General features: G+C 69.1%; 19 protein-coding genes. 12 read left to right on the top strand and 7 right to left on the bottom strand.

From position 1 onward, the window contains the following. Positions 1-83: 83 nt before the first annotated feature. A complete protein-coding gene (locus AB0D14_RS18830) occupies positions 84-989 on the top strand; it encodes an NADP-dependent oxidoreductase (RefSeq protein ID WP_362780255.1) in 906 nt (301 codons plus the stop codon). A gap of 168 nt (positions 990-1,157) precedes the next feature. On the opposite strand, the gene AB0D14_RS18825 is transcribed toward AB0D14_RS18830, so the two are convergent. Further along, positions 1,158-2,918: an NlpC/P60 family protein gene (locus tag AB0D14_RS18825; protein ID WP_362780252.1), complete on the bottom strand. Its 1,761-nt coding sequence runs from the start codon at positions 2,916-2,918 to the stop codon at positions 1,158-1,160. A 6-nt stretch (positions 2,919-2,924) separates the two neighbouring features. Here AB0D14_RS18825 and AB0D14_RS18820 point away from each other — a divergent pair, with 6 nt between their 5' ends. Further along, positions 2,925-3,086: a hypothetical protein gene (locus AB0D14_RS18820; protein ID WP_362780249.1), complete on the top strand. Its 162-nt coding sequence runs from the start codon at positions 2,925-2,927 to the stop codon at positions 3,084-3,086. An 89-nt stretch (positions 3,087-3,175) separates the two neighbouring features. On the opposite strand, the gene AB0D14_RS18815 is transcribed toward AB0D14_RS18820, so the two are convergent. Beyond that, a complete protein-coding gene (locus AB0D14_RS18815; RefSeq protein WP_362780246.1) occupies positions 3,176-4,498 on the bottom strand; it encodes a phosphatase PAP2 family protein in 1,323 nt (440 codons plus the stop codon). Positions 4,499-5,022: 524 nt separating this feature from the next. Between AB0D14_RS18815 and AB0D14_RS18810 the strand changes: the two genes are divergently transcribed. Then, positions 5,023-5,388, top strand: coding sequence for a PH domain-containing protein (locus tag AB0D14_RS18810; protein WP_362780243.1), 366 nt, complete (start codon positions 5,023-5,025; stop codon positions 5,386-5,388). Positions 5,389-5,458: 70 nt separating this feature from the next. Here the strand turns inward: AB0D14_RS18810 and AB0D14_RS18805 are convergent, their stop codons facing one another. Then, on the bottom strand, positions 5,459-6,736 hold the full coding sequence (locus AB0D14_RS18805) for an MFS transporter (RefSeq protein WP_362780242.1): 1,278 nt from the start codon (positions 6,734-6,736) through the stop codon (positions 5,459-5,461). 120 nt (positions 6,737-6,856) lie between these two features. Here AB0D14_RS18805 and AB0D14_RS18800 point away from each other — a divergent pair, with 120 nt between their 5' ends. Beyond that, positions 6,857-7,942 carry an ArsR family transcriptional regulator gene (locus tag AB0D14_RS18800; RefSeq protein WP_362780240.1) on the top strand — a complete coding sequence of 362 codons (1,086 nt, stop codon included), beginning with the start codon at positions 6,857-6,859 and terminating at the stop codon, positions 7,940-7,942. 9 nt (positions 7,943-7,951) lie between these two features. After that, positions 7,952-8,467, top strand: coding sequence for a glutathione peroxidase (locus AB0D14_RS18795; RefSeq protein WP_362780238.1), 516 nt, complete (start codon positions 7,952-7,954; stop codon positions 8,465-8,467). A gap of 190 nt (positions 8,468-8,657) precedes the next feature. Here the strand turns inward: AB0D14_RS18795 and AB0D14_RS18790 are convergent, their stop codons facing one another. Together AB0D14_RS18790 and AB0D14_RS18785 are read right to left on the bottom strand one after the other, a co-directional pair. After that, entirely contained in the window at positions 8,658-10,490 is a 1,833-nt protein-coding gene (locus tag AB0D14_RS18790) for an MFS transporter (protein WP_362780431.1), read from the bottom strand. Positions 10,491-10,970: 480 nt separating this feature from the next. After that, a complete protein-coding gene (locus AB0D14_RS18785) occupies positions 10,971-13,565 on the bottom strand; it encodes a D-alanyl-D-alanine carboxypeptidase (protein ID WP_362780236.1) in 2,595 nt (864 codons plus the stop codon). A 589-nt stretch (positions 13,566-14,154) separates the two neighbouring features. Here AB0D14_RS18785 and AB0D14_RS18780 point away from each other — a divergent pair. From AB0D14_RS18780 to AB0D14_RS18765, 4 genes are all read left to right on the top strand, one after another. Then, complete coding sequence (locus AB0D14_RS18780) at positions 14,155-14,919, top strand: GPP34 family phosphoprotein (protein ID WP_362780234.1); 765 nt, start codon at positions 14,155-14,157, stop codon at positions 14,917-14,919. Positions 14,920-15,444: 525 nt separating this feature from the next. After that, complete coding sequence (locus tag AB0D14_RS18775) at positions 15,445-16,302, top strand: helix-turn-helix transcriptional regulator (RefSeq protein ID WP_362780232.1); 858 nt, start codon at positions 15,445-15,447, stop codon at positions 16,300-16,302. Between the two features lie 260 nt (positions 16,303-16,562). Further along, the gene (locus tag AB0D14_RS18770; RefSeq protein WP_362780230.1) at positions 16,563-16,763 is read left to right on the top strand and encodes a DUF397 domain-containing protein; all 201 of its coding nucleotides are present in this window, start codon (positions 16,563-16,565) and stop codon (positions 16,761-16,763) included. A gap of 474 nt (positions 16,764-17,237) precedes the next feature. Next, complete coding sequence (locus tag AB0D14_RS18765; RefSeq protein ID WP_362780228.1) at positions 17,238-18,407, top strand: ADP-ribosylglycohydrolase family protein; 1,170 nt, start codon at positions 17,238-17,240, stop codon at positions 18,405-18,407. Between the two features lie 225 nt (positions 18,408-18,632). On the opposite strand, the gene AB0D14_RS18760 is transcribed toward AB0D14_RS18765, so the two are convergent. Beyond that, positions 18,633-20,201, bottom strand: coding sequence for a sodium:solute symporter family protein (locus tag AB0D14_RS18760; RefSeq protein ID WP_362780225.1), 1,569 nt, complete (start codon positions 20,199-20,201; stop codon positions 18,633-18,635). Between the two features lie 163 nt (positions 20,202-20,364). Further along, positions 20,365-21,150, bottom strand: a complete 786-nt coding sequence (locus tag AB0D14_RS18755) for an SDR family oxidoreductase (RefSeq protein ID WP_362780222.1) — start codon at positions 21,148-21,150, stop codon at positions 20,365-20,367. A 240-nt stretch (positions 21,151-21,390) separates the two neighbouring features. Between AB0D14_RS18755 and AB0D14_RS18750 the strand changes: the two genes are divergently transcribed. The 3 genes from AB0D14_RS18750 to AB0D14_RS18740 are packed head-to-tail and all read left to right on the top strand — an operon-like array spanning position 21,391 to position 23,865. After that, positions 21,391-21,858, top strand: coding sequence for a GntR family transcriptional regulator (locus AB0D14_RS18750; protein ID WP_362780219.1), 468 nt, complete (start codon positions 21,391-21,393; stop codon positions 21,856-21,858). Between the two features lie 4 nt (positions 21,859-21,862). Further along, positions 21,863-22,801, top strand: a complete 939-nt coding sequence (locus AB0D14_RS18745) for an ABC transporter ATP-binding protein (RefSeq protein ID WP_362780429.1) — start codon at positions 21,863-21,865, stop codon at positions 22,799-22,801. Further along, the gene (locus AB0D14_RS18740) at positions 22,798-23,865 is read left to right on the top strand and encodes an ABC transporter permease subunit (protein ID WP_362780217.1); all 1,068 of its coding nucleotides are present in this window, start codon (positions 22,798-22,800) and stop codon (positions 23,863-23,865) included. The genes AB0D14_RS18745 and AB0D14_RS18740 overlap by 4 nt, the downstream gene beginning before the upstream one ends. Positions 23,866-23,910: the final 45 nt, after the last annotated feature.

Here is a 23,910-nt window from a genome sequence, read left to right as displayed (position 1 = left end):
CACCTCACGTCAACGTCAGGTTTTAGAGTGACGGGCGTCGGATGAACACGTCATTCCGGCCCGTCAAAGTAAGGCAGACCATTATGCGCGCAGCCCGGTTCCACGAATACGGCGGAGCGGAGAGCCTGGTGATCGAGCAGGCCCCCGACCCTCACCCCGGCCCCGGTGAGATCCGTGTCCGCGTCGCGGCGGCCAGCGTCAATCCCATCGACTGGAAGCTGCGCGCCGGCGACCTGCACCAGCTGATTCCCGTGGAGCTGCCCGCCATTCCCGGGCGCGACGGCGCCGGTGTGGTCGACGAGATCGGCGACGGGGTGCAGGGGGTGAGCATCGGCGACCGTGTCTTCGGACTGGGCGGTGTCACCGGGGCGACCGCAGAGCTGTTCATCCTCTCGGCCTGGGCGCACACCCCCGCCACGTGGAACGACGAGCAGGCCGCTGGTGCCGGTCTCGCGTCAGTGACCGCGATGCGTGGGCTCGACGCGCTCGGCTCCCTCGCGGGGCGCACCCTTCTCGTCGAGGGCGCCGCCGGAGGCGTGGGCAGCGCGGCGGTCGAGATCGCGGTAGCGCAAGGTGCCACTGTGATCGGGACAGCCAGTGAACGCAACCACGAGTTCCTCACCGCACTCGGCGCCGTTCCCACCACCTACGGCCCCGGCCTCGCGCAGCGTCTGTCCGCCCTCGCCCCGCGCGGAGTCGACATCGTGCTCGACACCGCGGCCTCCGGATCGCTGGACGACCTCGTCGCGATCACAGGTGACCCGAAGCGCGTCGCGACGGTCGCCGACCATGCGGGCGGGCAGCGCCTGGGCACGCATGTGGTCAACGCGGAGAACGATTCCGCTCTCCTGTCCGCGGCGGCGGAACTGGGCGGGCAAGGCCGCTACACACCCCGTATCGAACAGGCCTACCCCCTGGAGCGGATCGCCGACGCCCACGCGCACGCCGCGGGTGGGCGCACCCGAGGAAAGATCGTGATCTGCATCTGAACAGGCCGGTCTGTGCCTGAACAGGCCGGTCTGTGTCTCAACAGGCCGATCTGTGTCTGAACAGGCCCACGAGGCAGGTAACTCGCGACGTGCGGGCCTGCGTGACCGTCGACGCGGTTCCCGTCACCCCACAACAGGGCAAACGGGCAAACGTTGCCTGCCGCGGCACTAAATGCGGTGCACCGTGTGCAGTCTCTGCGCGTAGGTTCCGGTGCCGTCCAGGAGTGAGGCACCGCCCAGGTCGGACATCGTGGGTCCGTTGACGGTCTTACGGCTGGAGAGGAACCGGCGTTTGCCCGCCGCGTCCTTGCCCAGGTAGATGCCCACGTGGTCGATTGTGACGGTCGGGTTGTCGTCGCCCGAGTCGGCGTTGAAGAGCACCAGGTCACCGGGCTGCAGCAGAACCGCGGCAGGCGGGGTCGTGCCGTCGGTCGTCTGGTCGATGCGCACGCCCGGCGCCTGCCCGACCATGTCCCGGGACTTGCGCGGGATACGGGTCTTGGACGTGTCCGCGCCTGCGGCCAGGGGGACGCCCATGTGGTAGCCGTAGACCATCCGCGTGTAGCCGGAGCAGTCGAGGTTGCCGACCTGCTTGCTGGACGGTCCGGTGTAGGCGCCGTCGGGGAAGGTCCAGCCCGCGTTCATGTACTCGTGGAAGTCGGCTCCCTCGTAGCGGTAGCCCTGCGGGTCCAGGTAGCCGTATCCCGACTCGCCCAGGACCTGCTTGTCCTTGGCCGGTCCAGCGCCACTGGTCACCGCCGGGGCGCCGGGGAGGAACATCGCCGCGTGGGCGAGGGCGTCCGGAGCTGTGGAGCCGGCCCAGCTGCGGATGGTCTGTTCCAGCGCCTGAGTCCAAGTACCGTCGAAGGGCTCCGGAAGCACGCGTACCCATTCGCCGTGTGTGACGCTCGGAGGCGAGGCCCAGTTGGCGGCGTCCACCTCGAAGCGACTGACGAGGAGCTTGACCGGGAGGTTGGTGCAGCCGTCGTTGGCGAGTGCGCGCAGACCGACGCGGCCCTTGCCGAAGGTGGAGTCGGTGACCTCCACCGTCCAGACGGACGGTTCTGTGGAGTCGGTGCGCCAGGCCCTGACCTGGATACGGGTGCCTTCGCGGCGTACCCGGATGGTCCAGTCGGTGCCTGCGGGAACTCCCGTGGCGAGGGTTGCGACTGTGGTCAGTTGGGTGATCGTATCTGCGACTTCCTTCTCGACCCTCAGCTCGACCGCGCCGGAGGTGAGGAAGGACAGGCGGGCGCGGTAGCTGTTGTGGGTGTCCTGGTAACCGAAGGACAGGGCGTATGAGCAGGCCTGGCCAGTGGGCACCTTGTCGAACCGGGCTACGGAGCGTACGTCGACGTCGGCGAGCTCGTCGTCGCGCAAGGTGGCGTGGCGGCTGGCGAAGTCGGTGGTGAGGGTGATGATGCCGGTGCCCGGCACGACCGAGTAGTCGGTCTCTGCGGGGCCGAGGGCGGACCAGCTGCCGCCGGCCGGCGAGGTGCCCCAGTACTGGCGGTCGGCGGTCGGCAGCGAGGTGTCCGGCAGGGTGCGCTGGAAGTCGTCGACGAAGGGCTTCTTGTTCTCGGTGAACGTACGCGTCGGGCCGGACAGGACAACCGTCCGGGCGCCCTGGGTCAGCAGGGCTATGCGCTTGCCGCCGGAGGTGACCTCGGTACGGGGCGGGCTCCCGGAGAGAACGGTGGTGGTGAGTGAGGTGTTGAGCGTGACCGGAGTGAAGTAGGACGCGTTCAGCGCAGGCAGCGTCACGGAGGAACGGGCCGCGGTCATGCCCACCGGGCCGGGGAAGGGATCGACAGGGGCCGGCGCCGGCCCGGCGGCCTGGGCCGGGGTAGCGACGAGACCGCTTAACGGAACGGTGGCAGCGGAGGCCGCGAAGAGGGCGAACAGGCTGCGCCGTGAAGTGTGAGACATGAGGTCATGATCCGTGCGGGTTCGGTAAAGAACATCATCCCCCCGGACGAACCCGCCCGGGGCGCGCCGGGGAACGGCTGGGACGGCACGCTGGTGTGGCACCGGCTCGCCACGGACGTCATCCAACGGCTGGGCCATGATGTTCTTCTCGTAACCGTGGCGCGGTGAACCGCCGGATGAGTCGCCTGTAGGAGTCACCTGCAGGAGTCGTCTGTAGGAGTCGTCTGGGCTGGTCAGAGACGTAGTACAGACACGGGTCACGCCAGTTCGGGTTGCGGTTCCGGTTGTCGCGCTGCTGCGGTCCGCGGTTCCCACAGTGCGATGGTCCTCGCGTAGCCGTAGATCACTGAGACCATCGCCAGTATGAGGAGGGGTCCGAACACCCACGGATGCCTGGCCATCTCCAACGGCAGATAGCGGTAGGAGACCAGGAGCGCAGCGAAGACGGTCACGCCGTAAGCGACCAGTTGGATCCCTGATCGATCCCAGCCGCGGTCGAACGAGCGCAGAGCCGCCTCGATCGTGAGCGTGAACACGACGCCGGCGATGAGATCGACGCCGTAGTGGTAGCCGAATCCCAGCGTTGCGGTGAGCGTGGCCAGCAGCCAGAACGTGCCTGCGAATCGCAGAATCCGTGGACCCTTCCGGGAATGAATGAAGATCGCGACAGCCCACGCCGTGTGCAGGCTGGGCATGCAGTTCCGTGGGGTGACCCCGTCGAATGGCATGTGCTGCGGGGCGCTGATCGGCGTCGGCGTCTCAGGCCACAGGTTGGCCACCGCCCAGGGCTCGCTGGGCGGCAGTTCCGACCACAGGCTGACCTCCGCCCAGTGTTCGACGCCGGCGCCGTAGGCGAAGACCGGTCCGACCACCGGGAAGATCATGTAGATGGCGGGCCCGAGGAGGCCGATCGTCAGAAACGTGCGCACCAGATGATGGACCGGGAAGCGGCGCTCGACCGCCACGTGACGCAGTTGATACAGCGCGACGACGACCGCGGCCACCGCGAGCTGACCGTAGACGATGTCGAGAAAATTGAAACCGATCGAGCCGGTGGCGGTGACTATCCGGCCCGCCAGCCACGACGGGTTGCCCAGCGCGTGATCGGCGGTTGCCACGTACTGGTCGAGCACCACCGGGCGGGTCTTGGAAGTGATGAGTAGCCAGGTGTCGCCGGTCTTGCGGCCGGCCACCAACAGCAGGCCCAGCCCGATGCCCTTCAGCAGCAGGACCCGTTCCTGACCGGTACGGCGAGTGACCGCTATGACCGCATAGCCCAGAATCACCCACAATGCACCATTGCCGAAGGGGTGCCCTTCGGTCACCTTGACGCCGGCCGCCCACCGGACCACCAAGAAGACGACGTCGATACCGATCGCGACACCAGCCGCGATGAACCGTTGCCGCCAGGTGAGCACCGTCGCCATCAAGGCCATACCGGCGTACAACAAGTAACCTGATTTAGGCGGAAATATCACCTCTCGCGCCTGCTCGGTAATCGGCCCGGGCAGGCCGTAGCGACGTGCGGCGATCTCCAACGCGATGAGGAATCCGAGGGCCGCGACCGCGACACCCGCCATGACCCAGAGTCTCGCCCGTGGTTGACGCCCCGTGGAGAACGTGATTCTGGGTTTTATTCGCGAAAAATCAAGTGCCGGTATATGTCTCAATTTTTAGCCTAGTTTATAGATTTGCTTACAAAGGTCAGAGTGGGTGTTGCTCGCCACCTCCCGTCGGGGCCACTTCCTCCCTCACGCTCCCTGACGCCTCACGGCCCCTCACGCTCCCTGACGCCTCACACTTCACGGCCCCTCACGGCTCACGCCCTCTCACGGCCCCCACCCCTCACCCCCCTCACGAAGAGCAGCCCGCCCGACGAGTGAAGACGGAAGTATCCCGGCCCGGGTTCCGGCCTCGGCCATGATAAGGACGGATCGACTCGGCGAACATACAGGTCATCGCGGTCGCAGACACTCGCCTCGTGGGGGTGCGTCACCGGTCGGTTGCACCCTCACGACGGTCGTGGAACAAGCGTTGCTCCCACCCGGGTGTGGTGCGAGGATCTTGGGACTTCACATACAACGGACCCAGTGGGGGGTTTGTCATGGCGCTGTTCGGAAACGCCCACACGGTCGACCCGGCGAAAGCCCAGCACGACTACGCGCGACTGCTCGGACAGAACGAGCAGGTGCACGCCGCTTTCCAGTTGATCCGCGACACCATCCTCTTCACCGACCGCCGTCTCATCCTGGTCGACAAGCAGGGCATCACCGGTAAGAAGACGGAGTACCACTCCGTTCCGTACCGCAGCATCACGCACTTCGCCGTCGAGACCGCCGGGACCTTCGATCTCGACGCCGAGCTGAAGATCTGGATCTCCGGCACGCCCACGCCCATCGAGAAGACCTTCACCAAGGGGGTCGACATCTACGAGGTCCAGGCGATTCTCACCCAGTTCGTGGCGCGATAAGTCGTACCTCAGGGGGAGAGCGGGGTGGACAGCTGTACGACTACGGCACGACACGGTCGCCGTACGGCTGTCACACCGTGTCCGGTGCCGCGCCTGATGCCGTCGAGCCTGATGCCATCGTGCCCGGTGCCGCGTCCGGTACCGAGGAGGACTGCCGTACTGGCCTGAGCCCCCGTGCCAGCGTCAGCGTGACGATGATCGATGCGGCCGCCGTCGCCGCCATCGCCGTTGCCGGTGAGGACAGTTGGGCCACCGCCCCCGCCAGCGCCGCGCCCACCCCTTGAGCCGTCAGCATTCCGGACGAGTGCAACCCCAGTGCGTGGCCCGCCAGTTCGGGCGGGGTGACGGCCATGAGGCGTTCCTGCTGAAGGAGGCTCGCGCCGAAGCCGACCGAGGCGAGGGCGGCGAGCGCCGCGGCAAGGGACGGGCCCGGGTGGAGAGCGAAGAGCAGGTACGGGGCCGCCAGGAGCAGGAGCAGGGGTACTCCGAGCCGGGGGCGCAGGGTGGGGCCGGCGAAGCGCGCCACTGCCACGTCGCCGGTCAGCATGCCCAGCGCCGCGCAGGCGAAGAGCAGGCCCGCGTGCTCGGGAGCGTACGAGACGTAGAGGGACTCGCAGCCGACGATCAGGCCGTTGGGGAGCCAGAGGGCCAGGTAGAGGTGGCGGCGCGGGCCCGAGGAGAGAAGGGTTCTGTTCGTGCTCCAGGTCGCGCGGATCGACGGGCGGCCCGTCGCTCTCGGCGGGCGGGAGGTCAGGCCGCATCGGGCGACCAGCGCGGCCGTCGCGTACAGGGCCGCCGCCGCCAGCAGGGTGCCGCGTGGGGACAGCAGCGCGATCAGGACGCCTCCGGTGGCGTACCCCGTGATCTGCGTGACGCCGTTCGCCATGTTGAAGACCGAACGGCCCAGGATGTAGCCGTCCTTGGGCAGGATCTCGTTCAGTAGGCCCCAGCGGACTCCCCCGCCCAGGGAGGCCACCAGGCCGAGGGTGAGGATGAGGGCGAAGACCGCCCAGAGGGGGGCGGGGAGCGCCAGGAGCGCCGTACCCGCCGCGAACGCCAGTGCGGTGCCCGTCATCGTGGCGCGGGGTGGCAGCCGGTCGGCCGCCGACAGGAGCGTGGTCGCGCCCAGAACCTGGGCGAGCGACGGGCCGAACATGCTCAGGGCCGCCAGGAGAGGCGAGTCCGTGGCCCGGTAGACCAGCGTGCCGAGCGCGAGGCCGCTCATCGTCTGGGCCGCCACGTGTGCCGAGGAGGCCAGGAAGAGGGGCGTGAACTCCGGTGTGCGGAAGAGGGATCGATACGTTGATGAGTTCGTCGATGGGTATGTCGATCGGAATGTCGTTCGCATGTCCTGGAGTCTTGGACCGGTGCCGGAGCGACCGTTAGTGTTTCGCGGCTGCGCGAAACGATCACGTTCTAGGTTCTAGGTTCTAGGTTCTAGGTTCTAGGTTCCGGGGAGGCTGCGCAGATGGGCTGGTGGCAGGTCAGTGCCGACACTCTCGCCGCCAGCCGCTTCGTGGTCTCGCCGCTCGCCGAGACCTTCGCCTGTCTGAAGATGCTGCACGCCGGGACAGCCGCGCATCCCGGCGAACGGGCCTGGCTGAACGCCCATCTGCCGGGCCACGTACGGCGATTGGCCGCCGACCCCTTCACTGCCACCCTCGTCCGGGCCGGGCTCGGCCCCGAGTGGATCGCCGACTTCCTCACGCCCACCCCACGCGGCGAGGAGGACTTCACCACGGAGATAGCCCGAGTGCGCGAGGCCTCCCCCGAAGCCGCCCGCGCCGATCTCGCCGTCGCCCTGCGCGGTCCGCTCCCCGCCATCCTCCGGGACCGCGACGACCTTCCCGAGCGCGCCGCCGACCTGCTCACCCACGTCTGGACCGAGGCCGTACGCCCCGACTGGCCCCGTCGCCGCCGCGTGCTCGAAGCGGATGTCGTCGCCCGTACCGCCCGGCTGAGCCAGGAGGGCTGGGCGTCCGCTCTCAGCGCCATGCGGCCGGGTATGCGCTGGCTCGGCGAGAACCGGCTGCAGGTCAATCTGCACGAGTACCCGCCCCGCGAGATCTCGGGCGCCCAGATCGTCTTCGTACCGGTGACTCCGCAGCGGCACGGGTGGGTGTCGTGGGACGAGCCCCACCGGTACGCGGTCGTGTACCCCTGCTCGGGCGTCCTGGCGCATGCCGAACCGCCGCCCACGCTCGCATCCGCATCCGCATCCGCATCTGCATCCGCATCGCTGTCTCTGTCCCTGCCTCTGTCCGCATCGGCATCGGCGTCCGCGTCCGCCGCTCCCGCGAGTCTCGCCCGGCTGCTCGGCAGCGCACGGGCCGGCGTGCTCGCCCTCCTCGACTCCCCCATGAGTACGAGCCAGTTGGTCGCCGTCACCGGCCAGGGGCTCGGCTCGGTCGGCCGCCATCTGAAGGTCCTGCTCGACGCCCGGCTGGTGCGACGGCGGCGCTCCGGACGGTCGGTGCTGTACTACCGGACGGCCGCGGGCCAGGTTCTCGTCGAGGCCCAGGGTGCCGCCACCACGACGGCGGACCGGAGTTAGCATCCGTTCATGACTACTGACAACGCCGGTACCCCTGGCGCCTCCGCTCTCGACGTCGACATCGATGCGCTGCAGGGCGGTTCCGCGGACCTCGGCCAGTACAAGGGCCAGGCCGTGCTCATCGTCAATGTGGCGTCCAAGTGCGGGCTCACCCCCCAGTACGCGGGCCTGGAGCGACTGCAGGAGCAGTACGCGGCCAAGGGCTTCACCGTGCTCGGGGCGCCCTGCAACCAGTTCATGGGCCAGGAGCCCGGCTCGTCCGAGGAGATCGCGGAGTTCTGCTCGGCGACGTACGGCGTGACCTTCCCGATGACCGAGAAGGTCGACGTGAACGGCGACGGGCGGCACGCCCTCTACGAGCGGCTCACCGGCTTCGCGGACGGCGAGGGGCACAGCGGCGACGTCCGCTGGAACTTCGAGAAGTTCCTGATCGGCCGGGACGGCGCGGTGGTGGCACGATTCGCGCCGAAGACCGACCCGGAGTCGGCCGAGGTCGTGTCGGCGATCGAGGCCCAGCTCGGCTGACCCCGACACGCTGACCGCCGGCACGCTGACCACCGACACGGTGTGCGTCCGGGGCCAGCCGGCCGGGAGAGCGGGTCGGGACAGCGGGTCGGGTCCTCTGGACAGGGGCGCCCAGGGGCGGGCCCTACGGCCCCACCCCTGGCTCCCGGCCCCACCCCTGGCTTGCCGGTCCTACCGATGGCTCCCGGTCCTACCCCTGGCTCCCGCGGACCTCTTCGCGCAGTTCCTCGGGGCATCCGGTGCCCCGGGGCAGCTGGTAGGGCGCCGCCAGGCGGTACGTGCCGGCGCGGGGCGCGAGCAGTTCCGTCCACTCGTCGCCCTGGGCGTCCTTCTCCGTCTCCATCAGGCAGCCGTTGACGTTGTCGTACGTCTTCGGCGCCTCGTCATCCCGCTTCTTAGACTCCTCGGTCTCCTGGGGAGGCTTCAAGCTCTTGCCCTCCGCGTCGACGAGGCCGAGCCACGGCGAGTACGGGATCCGGATGAGCACCCGCCCCGCCCGCTTCACCTCAAGCGTCAGCTCTCCCTGCTCGGCACGGTCGACGACGGCGGGCGGGTCGGCCATCGGCTTGGGGTCGGTGACCTCGAAGAGCTGCCAGTTGGCGTCGCCCCAGACCTGCTTCAGATACGGCATCCCGCGCCGCACCAGCTCCTGCTCGCGCGCGCCCCCGTCGCCGTCGGGCTCCCCCTTGGGGACGACGACGTAGTGGACGGCCCAGCGCTGGAGCCACTCGTGGTAGTTCGCGGAGTTGAGGGTGTCGTCGTAGAAGAGGGGGTTGCGCTCCATGTCCGCCTGGCGGTTCCAGCCGCGGGCGAGGTTGACGTACGGGGCGAGGGCGGACGCCTCCCGGTGGGAGCGGGCCGGTACGACCTCGACGCGGCCCTTCTCGGCGCCGGCCACCTGGAGCTGGTTGACGAGGGGGGCCAGTTCGCGGGCCCAGGACGCCGCGGGCGTCGTGTGCACGATGTCGTCCACGGCCTTGAAGGCGATCCAGCCGTTCACGGTCACGAAGGCCAGGACGATCGCGTACCACTTGCGTGAGCGCGGCACCGTGAAGGGCAGCGCGGCGATCAGCGCGACCCCACCGAGCAGCATCGGCAGACGACTGATGTTGGAGCCGATCTGCGAGCTGATCAGCCAGACGAGGACGACGGCCAGGCCGTACACCGCCGACGTGATCCGGACCGTCTTCCACTCCTTGGGGACGAGGAGGAAGACGCAGGCCGCGGACATGAACGGCAGCACGACCGACCCGAATATCATCGGCTGCGTACCGGAGAAGGGGAACATCCAGGCCGAGACGCCCACGACGGCGGCGGGCGCGAGGCCCAGCGCCCACGCGCCCGGGCGGCGCTTCTGCAGGAACAGCGCCACGGCGACGAAGCCCACGAAAAGCCCGGCCACGGGGGACGCGGCGGTCGCGAGCGCGGCGAGCGGGGCGGCGCACAGGGCCTTCGCCCAGCGCTTGTAGCGCCAGCGGTACGGCCAGCAGAAGACGACGGCGGCCGCTCCGAGCGCGAAGACCATGCCGAGGCCGAAGGTCACCCGGCCCGAGATCGCGTTGCACAGCAGCGCGAACACTCCGGCGAAGGCCGGCCCCGCGGGGTTCCGTACGGCCCGGCTGCGCATCAGTACCAGCATGAGCAGCCCGGCGGAGACCGTCCCCGCGATCATCATCGTCGTCCGCACGCCGAGCACGGCCATCAGATACGGCGACACAACGCTGTACGACACCGGGTGCATGCCGCCATACCAGGCCAGGTTGTACGCCGAACCGGGGTTGCGCCCCACGAACTCGGCCCACGCGTCCTGCGCCGCGAGGTCGCCCCCACTGTTTGCGAACGTGAAGAACCAGATGATGTGGAGCACACCGGCGAGGGCCGTGGCGAGGATCGCGGGGTGGTGCACGAAGCGGTGGAAGCGGGTGCCTTCACGACCACCGGCTGCGGTGCCGCCGCCTTCCGGGCTGCCCCCCGGGCTGCCTTCCGGGCTGCCTTCCGGACCGTCGTCCGAGCCACGGTCCAGCCCGCTCTCCGGTCCGCTCTCCGGTCCGCCGTGGCCCTCGTCCGCTCCGGTGTGTTCGTCGGCTCCGGTGTGTTCGGCAGCCGTGCCACGTTCGGGGGCCGTGCCGCGTTCGGGGTCCTCGGGACCCTCGTCGGCGTCACGGGATTCGGAGGTCTCGGGTGGCCCGGCTGTATCGGGTGGCCCAGCCGTATCAGGTGGCCCGGCTGTGGTGCCGGGGCTGTCGACCTGCCGTGTACTCACGCGTATTCGCGGGCCGGTCCCTCGGCCCCGCCCGGCGTCGTCGGCGTGCGTCGGCTCCACTGTCGCCACGTGCTGGCACTCCCGTGTCCCGTTGGTTCCGTTCTCGGCCGGGCCCCGCGGCGGACGGCCTGCCCCATCCTCGCGACGCTAACACGCACCCCGCCGGAGAGCTCCCGGATGGAGCTCCGTCGGCGGGGTGCGGTTGGTTGTTCAGCTGCACTTTGGGGGTGTACGCCCCCGTCAGCTCACCCGGGTCAGCTTGGCACCGTATCCCGGTTCGGTGAGATCCGACTGGAGCGCGACCGGAACCTCGACCGCGTCGCCCGCCGTACCGTCACCGACGCTCAGCGAGCCGACCTCGGTTCCCGCCTTCGCCTCGTGCGGGATGGCCGTGCCGTCCTCGCTCAGCTTCAGTTTGACGGTCTGTCCGGCCCAGCCCACCGCGGAGACGTTCTTGGTGGCGACGACCGGTGCCTGACCGCCCAGCCCGTCGTCCACGTACCCCACGACGTCACCCTTCTTCAGGATCTTCCGCGAGGTCAGCGCCTCCTGGGCGGCGACCATCGCGGTCTTGCTGACCGCGTTGACCGTGTCGATGATCGGCGGCGTGTGCTGGCCGAGGACCGCGCCGACGACGATGACGCTCTCGCCGCCGACCTCCTGGGTGGCGGCGAACAGCAGGTTGCCGCCGGCCTTGGTGGTGGAGCCGGTCTTGATGCCGATGGCGTTGTTGTACGGCACGAGGCGGTTGTAGTTGGCCCACTTCTTGCCGGACGGGTCCACCCAGGTCGGCAGCTTGGTGATGTCCACGAGCGCCTGCATCCGCACCAGTTCGTTGCCGAGCTTCACCTGGTCCTCGGCGGTGGAGACCGTGCTCTCCTTCAGACCCGAGGGGTCGGTGTACGTCGTGTCGCTCATCCCCAGGTCCTTGGCGGCGGCGTTCATCTTGTCGACGAACTTCGCCTCGGAACCGTTCGCGCCCCAACGGGCCAGCAACCGCGCGACGTTGTTCGCGGAAGGGATCATGATGGCCGCGATGGCGTCCTTCTCGGTGAGAATGTCGCCCTTCTTGATGGTGTTGAGCGTGGACTCGCCCTTGGCGTCGTAGCCGCCCTCCTTCTGCGCCTTCGCGTCGACGGGGATCTTCGCGCCGTCCGCGCCGGCCTTCAGCGGGTGCTCCTTGAGGATCACGTACGCCGTCATGGCCTTGGCGACCGAGCCGATCGCGACGGGCTTCTGTTCCCCGAACGAGTCGACCGTGCCGATGCCGTTGACGTCCATCCAGCCCTGGCCCTCCGCGGGCCACGGCAGGGAGACCTTCTTCCCGTCGAAGGCGTACGAAGGGTCGGCAGTCAGCGCGAGGGTGGGGGTCGGCAGCGGACGTACGGCCTGTACGACTGCAAACACCACGACCAGCAGGAGTACCAGCGGCGTCCAGATCTTGACCCGGCGCACGATCGTCCGCACCGGGGTCTCCCGGGGCGGCGGCGTGTTGGTCAGCTCCGCCAGCAGGTCCAGCGGGGGCCTCGGCGGGAGGGGCTGCTGAGTCGTCTGCTCGGGACCGACCTGCGGGATCGCGGTGGTCTCGGAAGCCACCGGCGCCGAGGGCGATCCGGACGGCATCGCCGGCGGGGCGGACGGCATCCCCGGCGGGGCGGACGGCGCTCCCGGCGGGGCGGCGGGCTTCGCCTTCGGCGGCGCGGGCTCGTCGAGCGGCTTAAGAGCCACGAACGTGCTGGTGCGCTCGGCCTCGGCTTCGGCCTTGACTTCGGCCTTGGGCTCGGCAGCCGACTTGCCACCGGACTTCGGCCCGGCAGCCTCGTCCGATTCGGCGGCCTTGTCCGATCCGGCGGCCGGCTCTGCCTCGGGCTCCCCAGCGGCCTTGTCGTCCCCGGGAGCCGACTTGGCGCCGCCGCCCAGCTTGAGCATGGTCGTGGGCTGATCCACGGTGGGCGGCCGCTTGAAGATGGCGGTGGCCTGGTCGACGGCAGGCTTGGGCTTGTCCTCGTCGGCGGGGCTCGGCTTCGCGGCGGGATCCGCGGCGGCGGAAGCTTGCGCCGCGGGCGCTGCTGCCTCTGTGTCGTCCGCCGTGCGATCGTCCGCCGTGCGGTCGTTCGCCTTGCGATCGTCCGCCGTGCGCTTGGTTTCCGCCTTCGCGGCGGCGCCGCTCTCGTCGCGCTCGTCGGCCGGGGTTTCGCCCTTGGGCAGTGCCTCGGCCTCGGCCTCCGAGGGGGCGTCGACCTCCGGGACGGCGTCCTCGGCTGGTGCGTCCGCCGGGGCAGTGTCCCGGCTAACGGCGGCGTCCTGCGGCTCGCTCTCCACCACGTCCGCGGGCTCGTCCCCAGCCTCGGCCTCGACGTCGACGTCGGCGTCGGCTCCGGCCTTCGCCGCGTCCGTCGGCTCGCCCTCGGGCTTCCGCTCGGCACTGGCCCCGGCATCGGCGTCGGGCTCCGCGGCCGTGTCGTTCTCGGCGTCCGGCGTGGCGCTGTCGGGCGCGGCGCCCTCCGGTTCGGAGTCCAGGTCCCCACTCGCGTCCGCGTCGGGGTCGGCCTCGGCCCCTCCGTCCAAGTCCGCGTCCGCGTCGGAGCCGTCGGCCTCGGCGTCGGTCTCGGAGCCAGCGCCGGAACCGGCGTCGGAGTCGGCCTCAGCCCCTCCGTCGAGGTCGGTCCCGGTCGAGCCCGAGCCCGCACCCGAAGTCTCCGGCTTCATACCTTCGCCGCCACTCTCGTCGCCCCTGCCCTTGCCTTCATCCTGATCCGTGTCCGTGTCCGTGTCCGCGTCCGCAGAAGCGTCCTCAGGCGCCTCCTCGTCCGCGGTGGCGACCCAGGCCGCCACCGCGCTCCGCAGGCGGGCGTCACCGCCCCCAGCGCCCTTCCCGGCACCGTCGGCGGCACTCTCCGGCTCCGCAGAACCGTCACTTCCCTGGGAACTCCCGGAAGCCGGCCCCTCCGCCCCCGCGGAATCCGCGGAACTCGGGGAACCGGCGGAACCCGCAGTACCCGAACCCGCGGTACCCGCGAAACGCTTCGTCGAGAACACCGCGGTAGCCGTGTCCACCCGGGCAGCCGAGGTCACGGCCTCCCGCGCGACGGCCAGGCGCGGATCCGGAACCGGAGCCCTGCTCCCCGACGTCGGTTCTGCCGACGACTCATGCTGCTTCGACCTGTCGGGGGACTCGCCCGCCACCGATGCCTCCTCCGTGCGCCACACACCGTGCGCCCAACCGAACCATGACCCGAAAAACACTGCACACGCGGCCCGGACACCGTGTCCGAACCATGTACCAGTGTCCTGTGTGGGGGCTTAACCCCTGCGGTAGACGAGAACGACATATCTACTGGTTCCATTACGAACCAGTCACGTGCTCTCGACAGACCAATGTGAGAGGGGTCACCCTGTCATTCATCCACGCGGGGAGGCATGGATGGGCAGGAGCCGCAGAACAATTCCGGAGGAGCTTTTGCTGCTGGCGCTGGACCCGACCACGGGTACCACCGCACAGCCGCAGTCGCTCGACCTCGGTCTGGCCGGAGCACAGCTAGTAGAGCTGGCGCTGGCCGGACGGATAGCCCCAGACGGGGATCGTATAGCCGTGGTGGCACCACGGCCGACCGGAGATCCGACCTTGGACTGTGCGCTGGAACTACTCCGCAGGCGGGGTGCTCCAGTACGCGCTGTGAACTGGATCGGCGGACCCCGACTGGGGTTGCGCCAGACATATCTCTCGCATCTGGAGCGATGCGGCATGGTCCATGCCGTGGCGGGTCAGATGTGCGGGGTGCTTCCGACGACTCGCTATCAAGCGACGGACACGGAAATCAGCCGGGAGATCAGGGCCCGACTGGACAGCGCGATCCGCACCGGCGTCCCGCCGGACCCGCGGACCGCCGCACTGGCCGCATTGGCGCACGCCGTCGGTCTGGGCAAGCACCTCTACCCAGGGAACGAAGGGCGTTCATCGCGCTCCCGCCTCCGGGACCTGATCAGGCACGATCCCATGGGCGGCCTCGTGGCACACGCCGTGATGGACGTCCAGAACGGTGTGGCCGCACAGCCACGCCGCAGCCCGGCACCACCGGTCGGCCGTCAGGCCGCACCCGGCCCCGGAGCCAGGCCCGCACCGGAGCCCGCCAGGGGCATTCCGATGCAACCGCGCCGCGGTTCGATGGCGCGCGCCGTGGCTCACTGAGTCACTGGATCCACGGCACTCACCGGCACGACCGCAGCACTGAGCACAGCAGCACTCGAAGTACTCGCAGCAACTTCGCATTACCCGCAGTAACCTCGCAGCACCCACCGTGCACACGCCTCGCGCGTCACGCACGTCAGCGCCGCACCGCAGTCTCCAAGACCCGGTTCGGGAGCCGCTGGGCCGCGCGGGGCGGCGGGCCGTACGTCCGGACGACGACACGGCCCGCCGCCCCGCGCGGCCGCATGTCCACCACCCCCACAATCACCCCCCACAGTCCCCCAGTCCCCCCACAGTCACCACCGCTATCACCCACCGTCATCTCCATGGTCACCCGTCGTAGCGAGGCCCCGCCAGGTGGCGAGGGGTGGCGACGGGTAGCGACAGTGGGCGACAGTTGGCGACAAGTGGCGTGTACGCACTGCATATCCGCTGTTTCCCAGCGGTAGTGAGCACCTTGGTGGCAATCTGCTCAACAGCAGATACGCAAAGTACAGGCAGCCCGCAGCCGGAGGTGCACGTCCCGTGGCGTCCAACGTCAATCCCACCGTCAGGCGTCGCCGGTTGGGCCAGGAGCTACGACGGCTCCGGGAGCTCAAGGGCATGACGGCCGAAGAGGTTGCCGAGCGGCTGCTCGTCTCTCAGTCGAAGATCAGCCGCCTGGAGAACGGGCGGCGCAGCATCAGCCAGCGCGACGTGCGCGATCTGTGCGGGGTGTACGAGGTCGAGGACGTCCGGATCGTCGACTCGCTGATGCAGATGGCCAAGGACTCGCGTCAGCAGGGCTGGTGGCACTCCTTCGGCGACATCCCGTACAGCGTTTACATCGGTCTGGAGACGGACGCCGCGAGCCTGCGCGTGTACGACCCCCTGGTCGTGCCGGGACTGCTGCAGACCCGTCCGTACGCCGAGTCGCTGATCCAGGGCGCGCTCCCGGAGGCGGCCGCCGGCGACATCGACAAACGCGTGCAGGTACGGCTGCGGCGACAGGAACGTATCTCCGACGTGGAGAACCCCCTGCGGCTGTGGGCCGTCCTCGACGAGGCCGCGCTGCGCAGAACCGTCGGCAACAAGCAGGTGATGATCGAGCAGTTGGAGCATCTCGTGGAGATGTCGCACGTGCCGCACATGACGGTTCAGGTCATCCCCTTCACGATGGGCGCCCATCCGGGGGTGAGCGGTCAGTACGCGATCCTCGAGTTCCCCGACGCGGCCGACTCCAGCGTGGTCTACATCGAGGGCGTCACCAGCGACCTGTACCTGGAGAAGGCGAACGACGTCCAGAAATACAGCGTCATGTACGAGCATCTGCGGGCGCAGGCACTCAACGCCGACCAGTCCCGTGCGTTCATCGCGGACGTCGCGAAGGACTATGCGCACTGAGGCGGTTCGGGGCTGATTTTGACCGCTCCGACGAGAGCGGTGGCGGATCCTACACCCTAGCCCGGTCGCGACGGAAGACTCAGCTGGCATATGTCATCCAGACGAGTGAATAGTCGCTTCGTACGCCGATGTTGGCGAGTAGCGTCGATCACGCCAAGGGGCAACAACCAGTAACAACCTTGGCGCAATCCGAACAGCGAGTTCCGGAAGGAACCCTCAACTCGGTGACAGCAACTCAAAAACCGGCTACCGGAGAGAACATGGCAATCAAGCAAGGTGTCACGGACACGTGGACAAAGTCTTCGTACTCCCAGGGAAACGGCGCGTGCGTCGAGGTCAAGTCCCCTGCCCTGGCGGCGCTGGCCGTCCGCGACTCCAAGGTCGTGGAAGGCCCCACTCTGGCCTTCCCCGCGCAGTCCTGGAACGCGTTCGTGGCAGAAGTGAGCCGGGGCACCGTCTGACAACGACGGGCGCCTCGCACAGCACGTACAACACGTACAACAGCGTCATCGATGATTTCGTCGAAAATCTCATCCACAAGTTCATACGCACCGCGAAAGAGCCCTCTCGACTGGCCCGCCGTCCCGGCCGAGGGGGCTCGGCCCTTTCCGCGCACAGGCACCGACCTCCCCGCAGAGCGCCCAGCGCCGGGCACCCCCACCGTCATCTCCGCGCCGTCATCTCCGCGCCGTCATCTCCGGCGCCATCTTCGCGATCTCCACTCCCTTCAAGATCCTCCCGCAACTGTGCCCATCTTGCGCAGGTATTGCGCATGAAAGTCACCTAAGTCGTCGTCGTTCGGGTGCATCAGCCTTTCCCACGCGGCGCCTCTGTTCGCATACCGTTCCTGCCCTCAACCGACCGTTCCCGTTCGATTACAGTGCTGACTTGTCGGCCGTACGTTCGGAATCGGATCGGGATCTCAGGAGGCCTCGGTGGGTGCGACAGCCGGCGCTGTCTGGGGCCGCGCCGAACAGCAGGATTTCCGCAGCCGGGTGCGCGGCACGCTCCTCGGCGCGGCCGTGGGCGACACACTCGGTTCGCCCCTCGGCGGCCTCACGCTGGAGCAGATCCGCGCGGCTCACGGCACCGAGGGGCTCACTGATCTGACCCACGGATACGGCAGACGCGGGGCCGTCTCGCATCTCACCCAGCTGACCCTGTTCTCGCTCGACGGGCTGATTCGGGCCCAGGTGCGCCGGGACACCGGTGCGTGGCACCCGCCGACGGATCTGCATCGGGCGTATCTGCGGTGGGCCGCCACGCAGCGCGACTGGGGCCCGGACGAGCGGCGCAAGGAGGACGGGTGGCTGGCCCGCGAGGAGTGGCTGTACGCACGCCGTGAGCCCGCGCGCGCCTGTCTGCTCGGGCTCGGCGACGAGGTGATGGGCACACTGGACGCGCCCAAGAACCCCGACGAGCGGGGCGTCGAGGCCGCGGCCCGCTCCGCGCCGTTCGGGCTGCTCGTCGGCTGGGAGCCGCAGCTCGTCATGCAGCTCGCGGTGGAGTGCGCGGCGCAGACGCACGGCCACCCCCTTGCCTACCTGTCGGCGGGGGCGTACGCCGTCATCGTGCACGGTCTCGCGCGCGGGGAGAGCCTCGACGCCGCCGTCCAGCGGGCGTTGCAGCTACTGGCCCCACGCCGGGGGCAGCAGCCCGTCGCCGAGGCACTGCAGCGGGCTCTGGGGGCCGTACGGCAGGGTATGCCGACGCCGGCCCGGGTCGAGGACCTGGCCGGGGACGGCACGGCCGAGGGGCTGCTCTCGGTGGCGGTGTACTGCGCGCTGGTCGGCGAGGACACGCGGCACGGGCTGTGCCTGTCGGTGAACCACGACGGCGCGTCGGGTGCCGCCGGCGCTCTCACCGGCGCGCTCCTCGGTGCCCTGCACGGCGAGACGGCTCTTCCACCGTCCTGGCTGGCCGAGCTGGAGGGCCGCCCCACGATGCTCGTCCTCGCGGACGACTTCGCGATGGAGATGACCCAGGGCCCGGCACTGCACGGTCCTGCGGGCTCCTCACCGGGCTGGCTGGCCCGCTACCCGCGGGGGTATGTGGCCCTGTCGGGTGCCTTGCCGGTACCGGCGGGCCTGGTCGCCCGAGGCTGACCACCCGACCGTCCAACCCCCGGTACCAAGGATGGCCACCGACCGGTACCAGGATGGCCGACCGGCACTGAGGGCGGCCGCTCGTAGAGGAGCGGCCGCCCTCACGCCTCACGGGCGTATGACGGGTGCGCGTATGACGGGTGCGCGGGCATCGGGTGCCCGAGCGTCAGGTGCGCGGGCATCGGACGCGCGGGCGTCGAGTGCCTGGCTCAGTCCTTGCCCGGCTCAGTCCTTGCCCGGCGCTCCCAGCACGCCGTCCGCTCCGGCCGGTGCCGGTGCCGGCACCGCCGCGGCGCCGGCACCGCCGTCGTCCGAGTTGATCTTCGCGATGAGCGCGTCCCGTTCCGGGGTGTCCTCCGGCTTCACGTATCCGATGAGGACGTAGAGGACGAGCGACACCGCGAGCGGGATCGACACCTGGTACTGGAGCGGGACCCCGCCGTCGACGTTCCAGCTGATCGGGTAGTTGACCAGCCAGAAGGTCAACAGGCCGACACCCCAGCTGATCAGCGCGGCCGTCGGACCGCTCTTGCGGAACCACGGGAGCAGACCCAGCATCAGCGGGATCGCGATCGGACCCATCAGGCCGGCGACCCACTTGATGACGACGGTGATGATGTCGCCGAAGAAGGCGGAGTTGACCTGGGTCGCGATGGCCATCGACAGACCGAGGAAGAGCAGCGTGGACCAGCGCGCGGCCAGCAGCCCCATCCGGGTGTCCCACTCGCGCGCCTTGCGCGAGACCGCGGGCATGATGTCGCGGGTGACGACGGCCGCGATGGCGTTGGCGTCCGACGAGCACATCGCCATGGTGTGGGAGAAGAACCCGACGATGACCAGGCCCAACAGCCCGTGTGGCAGCAGGTGTTCGGCCATCAGTGCGTAGGAATCCGCCGGCACGTCGGTCTTGATGATCAGCGGCGCGATCCACATGGGGAAGAACAGCACCAGCGGCCAGACCAGCCAGAGCACGGCGGACAGGGTGGCCGAGCGCGTGGCGGACTTCGCGGAGTCCGTGGCCATGTACCGCTGGGCCTGGTTCCACATGCCGCCGTTGTACTCGAAGGTCTTGATGAAGAGGTAGGCGATCAGGAAGACCATCATGTACGGGCCGGCCAGCGGCTTGGTGTGCCCGTCGAGCGCGGGCTCGTCCCAGACGGTCCACAGGGTGCTGAAGCCGTTCAGCTCGGCCATGACGGCGACGAGCATCGCGATGCCGGCGATGAACTGGATGATGAACTGGCCGAGTTCGGTCAGCGCGTCCGCCCAGAGGCCGCCGACCGTGCAGTAGATGGCGGTCACGAAGCCGGTGATGAGGATGCCCATGTTGAGCGAGACACCGGTGAAGACGGACAACAGGGTCGCGATGGCGGCCCACTTGGCGCCCACGTCCACGATCTTCAGCAGGACGCCGGACCAGGCGAGCGCCTGCTGGGTGGGCAGGTTGTAGCGGTTCTTCAGGTACTCCAGCGGCGAGGCCACGTGCAGCCGTGAGCGCACCCGGTTGAGCCGGGGCGCGAACAGCTTCGCACCGATCGCGACGCCGATGGCTATGGGGAAGGACCAGGTGACATAGGAAGTGACGCCGTACGTGTAGGCGATAGCCGCGTAACCCGTGAACATGACCGCGCTGTAGCCGGACATGTGGTGCGAGATGCCCGACAGCCACCACGGCATTTTGCCGCCGGCAGTGAAGAAGTCGCTGACGTTGTCGACCCGTTTGTGGGACCAGACACCGATCGCGACCATCACACCGAAGTAGCCGATGAGCACGGCCCAGTCGAGACCGTTCATATGCCTTCTCCCAGGATCGTCAGGATCGTGAAGCGCCCGCTCATCGTGGGTTCGATGGCATGACTGCGACAACAGCCTGTGCGGTCAAGGGGAGGTAAAATAGTTCTGCTTACTGACCTCTATTCATGTTTCTGAACATTTTCATGACCAGGAAACGTGGCGGCTATCGCATCAACTCCCCCGCGTTGACCAGCAAAGACTGTCCTGTGATCGCTCGCGCCCGGTCCGACGCCAGGAACACGGCGGCGTCCGCCACGTCTCCGTCCGTGGCCAGCTCGGGCAGCGCCATCCGAGACGTCAGCCGTTCGAGCACCTCGGCCTCCGGCACTCCCTCGGTGTACGCGGTGAACTGCACGTACGCCTCCACCGGCGGGCCCCACATCCAGCCGGGCAGCACGGTGTTCACCCGGATCCGGTGCGGCCCGAGTTCCCGCGCCATGGAGTACATCGCGCTGGTCAGCGCACCTTTCGAGGCCGCGTACGCCGCCTGTCGCACCTGGGAAGGTGCGGCCACGGACGACTGCGTCCCGATGACCACAACGGATCCGCCTCGCTCCTTCAGTGCGGGCAGGCAGGCGCGGGTCATCCGCAGCGTGCCGAGCAGGTTCACGTCGAGCACGGCCTGCCAAGTGGCGAAGTCCGCGTCCTCCAGGCCGCCGAAGTAGCTGTCCCAGGCGGCCACATGGACGACCGCGTCGAGTCGCCCGAACCGTTCGTGGGCCAGCGCCGCGAGCGCCTCGCACTGCCCCTCGTCGGTGATGTCCGTGGCCCGGTACGCCGTGTGCGCGCCGCCCGGGTCGAGTTCGGCGGCGGCCTTGGCGAGGTTCGCCTCGGTGCGGGCCCCGAGCACGGCGTTCCCGCCGTCCCGCACGACGGCCGCCGCGACCTGATGGCCGAGCCCGGCCCCGACCCCCGACACGACGACGGTCTTGCCCCGGAGCAGTGACATTGCGGGCCTCCCGGCTGTGGCGCTTGATCTGACGGTCCGTCAGGGTAGGTCCGCGAGGGAGAGAAGGCCAGCGGCGTACCCGCACGAGGCGTCTCTTGCTGGACGCACCTTGCCCCCTGTCCGCTGATGTCCCAAAAAAAGACGGTCAGTGTGCCTCCCGCCCGCTTCCCCTCGCCCCCGGTCGGCATTGACAACCGCCCTCACACCCCTCCATCATCGCTCCACTAATCAAGTAGTGGAATGGTGGTGGTGATCATGGAGTACCGCATCGACAGGCGGAGTGGGGTCCCCCCCTTCCAGCAGATCGTGCAGCAGACCAAGCAGGCCCTCCGGCTGGGCGTACTCGTGCCGGGTGACCGGCTGCCCACCGCCAAAGAGGTCGCCGCGACCAGCACGGTCAACCCGAACACCACCCTCAAGGCGTACCGCGAGCTGGAACGCGAGGGCCTGGTCGAACCGCGGCCGGGCCAGGGCACGTTCGTACGCCGCACGCTGGGCCGCCCCGAGACGGGCACCGACTCGACGCTGTACGCGGAGCTGGTGGCGTGGATGTCGAAGGCGGACGGGGCCGGTCTGGAGCAGGAGGACGTGGCCGCGCTGGTCGCGTCGGCGATGGAGAAGCAGTACGCCGCCGGGAACGTGGCGGCAACTGGGTCCACGACAACGGGGCCCACGGGGTCCACGACAACCAGGAGCACAGGTGAGTGAAGGTATGTACGTGGGGGAGCCGGCGATCGAGGCGTACGGGCTGGGGATGCGCTACCGGCGGGGCTGGGCGTTGCGGGACTGCTCCTTCCGGCTCCCGGCGGGACGGATCTGCGGCCTGGTGGGACCCAACGGGGCGGGCAAGACCACGCTGCTGAGTATCGCGGCGCATGTCCTGCAGCCGACGGACGGTTCGATCAGCTTGTTCGGTGAGGTTCCGGGCTCGGTGGAGTCCGGTCGGCGCACAGCGTTCCTCGCCCAGGAGAAGCCCCTGTTCCGCGGCTTCACCGTGGCGGAGACCCTGCGTCTGGGCCGGGAGCTGAACCCCGGCTGGGACCAGCGCGCCGCCGAGGACATCATCCGCGCGGGCAACGTGCCCTTCGACGCGAAGATCAGCACCCTCTCCGGAGGCCAGCGCACCCGCGTCGCCATCGCCCTCGCCTTCGGAAAGCGCCCCGACCTGCTGATGCTCGACGAGCCGATGTCGGACCTCGACCCGGTCGTGCGCCACGAGATCATGGGCACCCTCCTCGCCGAGGCCGCCGAGCGCGGAACGACCGTGCTGATGTCCACCCACGTCGTCGCCGAGCTGGAGAACGTGTGCGACTACCTCGTCGTCGTCTCCGGCGGCGGAGTGCGCCTCGCCGGTGACGTGGACGAGCTGATGTCCGTGCACACCCTGGTCACGGGCGCCAAGGAGGGTGACGGCATGCCTCCCGCCGCCGGCCTCGGCCACCACACCCTCGTCGAGTCCCGGACCAGCGGACGGCAGTTCACCGCGCTCATCCGCCCCGAGGGCCCGGTCACCGGCCCCTGGGACATAAACGCCCCGAGCATGGAGGAACTCCTGCTCGCCTATCTCCGCTCACCCGACGCACCACCGCTGATCACCCCCACCGCTCAGGTCCACGGCCAGGGGTTCGGCACGGGGACGGTGGCGGCATGAGCGTCTTCACCCGCAGCTCGACCAGCACCTCGACCGGCTCCACGAGCGACGGCAAGAACGGGACCACCGGCGGGACCTTGAACGCGACCACCACGCAGGCCGGCCGGCGCCCCCGGCTCAGCGGTATGACCTGGCTGGTCTGGCGCCAGCACCGGGCCGGGTTCTGGACGATCCTCGCCGCCACCGCGCTCTGCGTGGCCTGGATCGTCTACCAGCGCGGCCAGCTGGTCGACTTCCTCGACGGCTACGGCTATCCCGGCAAGAGCCTCGACGAGGCGGGCGGCAAGTTCCAGCCGTACAACAACGCGTTCTCCTTCGTCTCCATAGGTCTCCAGGCGATACCCACCCTGCTCGGTGTCTTCCTCGGCGCCCCGCTCATCGCGGGCGACCTGGAGAACGGCACCGCCAAGCTGGTCGCCGCCCAGTCCATGAGCCGGACCCGCTGGCTCGCCACGAAGCTGGCGCTGGCCGGACTGGTGGCCGTGGTGAGCACGGTCGTATTGTCGGCGGTGTTCGGCTGGTGGTGGCACCCCGTCAAGTCCGAGTCCATGATCATGGACTGGACCTCGGGCGCCGCGTTCAACACGACGGGCCCGGTGCCTGTCGCCCTCACCCTCCTCTCCGTCTTCGGCGGGGTGGCGATCGGTGTGGTGCTGCGGCGCACGCTGACGGCCATGGCGGTCACCTTCGGTTTCACCGTCGTCCTCCAGCTCGTCTGGGGCTACTTCCTGCTGTCGCTCGGCAACGCCGTCACGGTCACGACGAACAAGGGTGTCGCGGACGAGAACGGGTTCCCGTCGCTCCCCCACGCCGCCTACGAGATCGACCAGTCGTATGTCACCGGCAGCGGGGATCTGGTGGGCTGGGGCATCTGTTCGGGTTCGACGACCGACGCGGCACGGCAGGTGTGCCTGGACAAGGCCGATGTCGTGGGCTGGTCGTTGGAGTACCTCCCGATGTCGCAGATGAACGCCATGCAGTGGTTCGGGGCGTCGATTCTGTTCGCCCTGACCGCCGGTGTCGTGGCGTTCCTCTTCGTCTGGGGCCGTAAGCGGCTCGTCTGAGTCCGTTTCGTCTGGGGCCGTAAGCGGCTCGTCTGAGTCCGTACG

This window comes from Streptomyces sp. NPDC048484 (genome assembly GCF_040651415.1).
Classification (GTDB): domain Bacteria; phylum Actinomycetota; class Actinomycetes; order Streptomycetales; family Streptomycetaceae; genus Streptomyces.
Note: the sequence above shows the minus strand (reverse complement) of the source record. Positions and strands in the feature narration are given on the sequence as shown.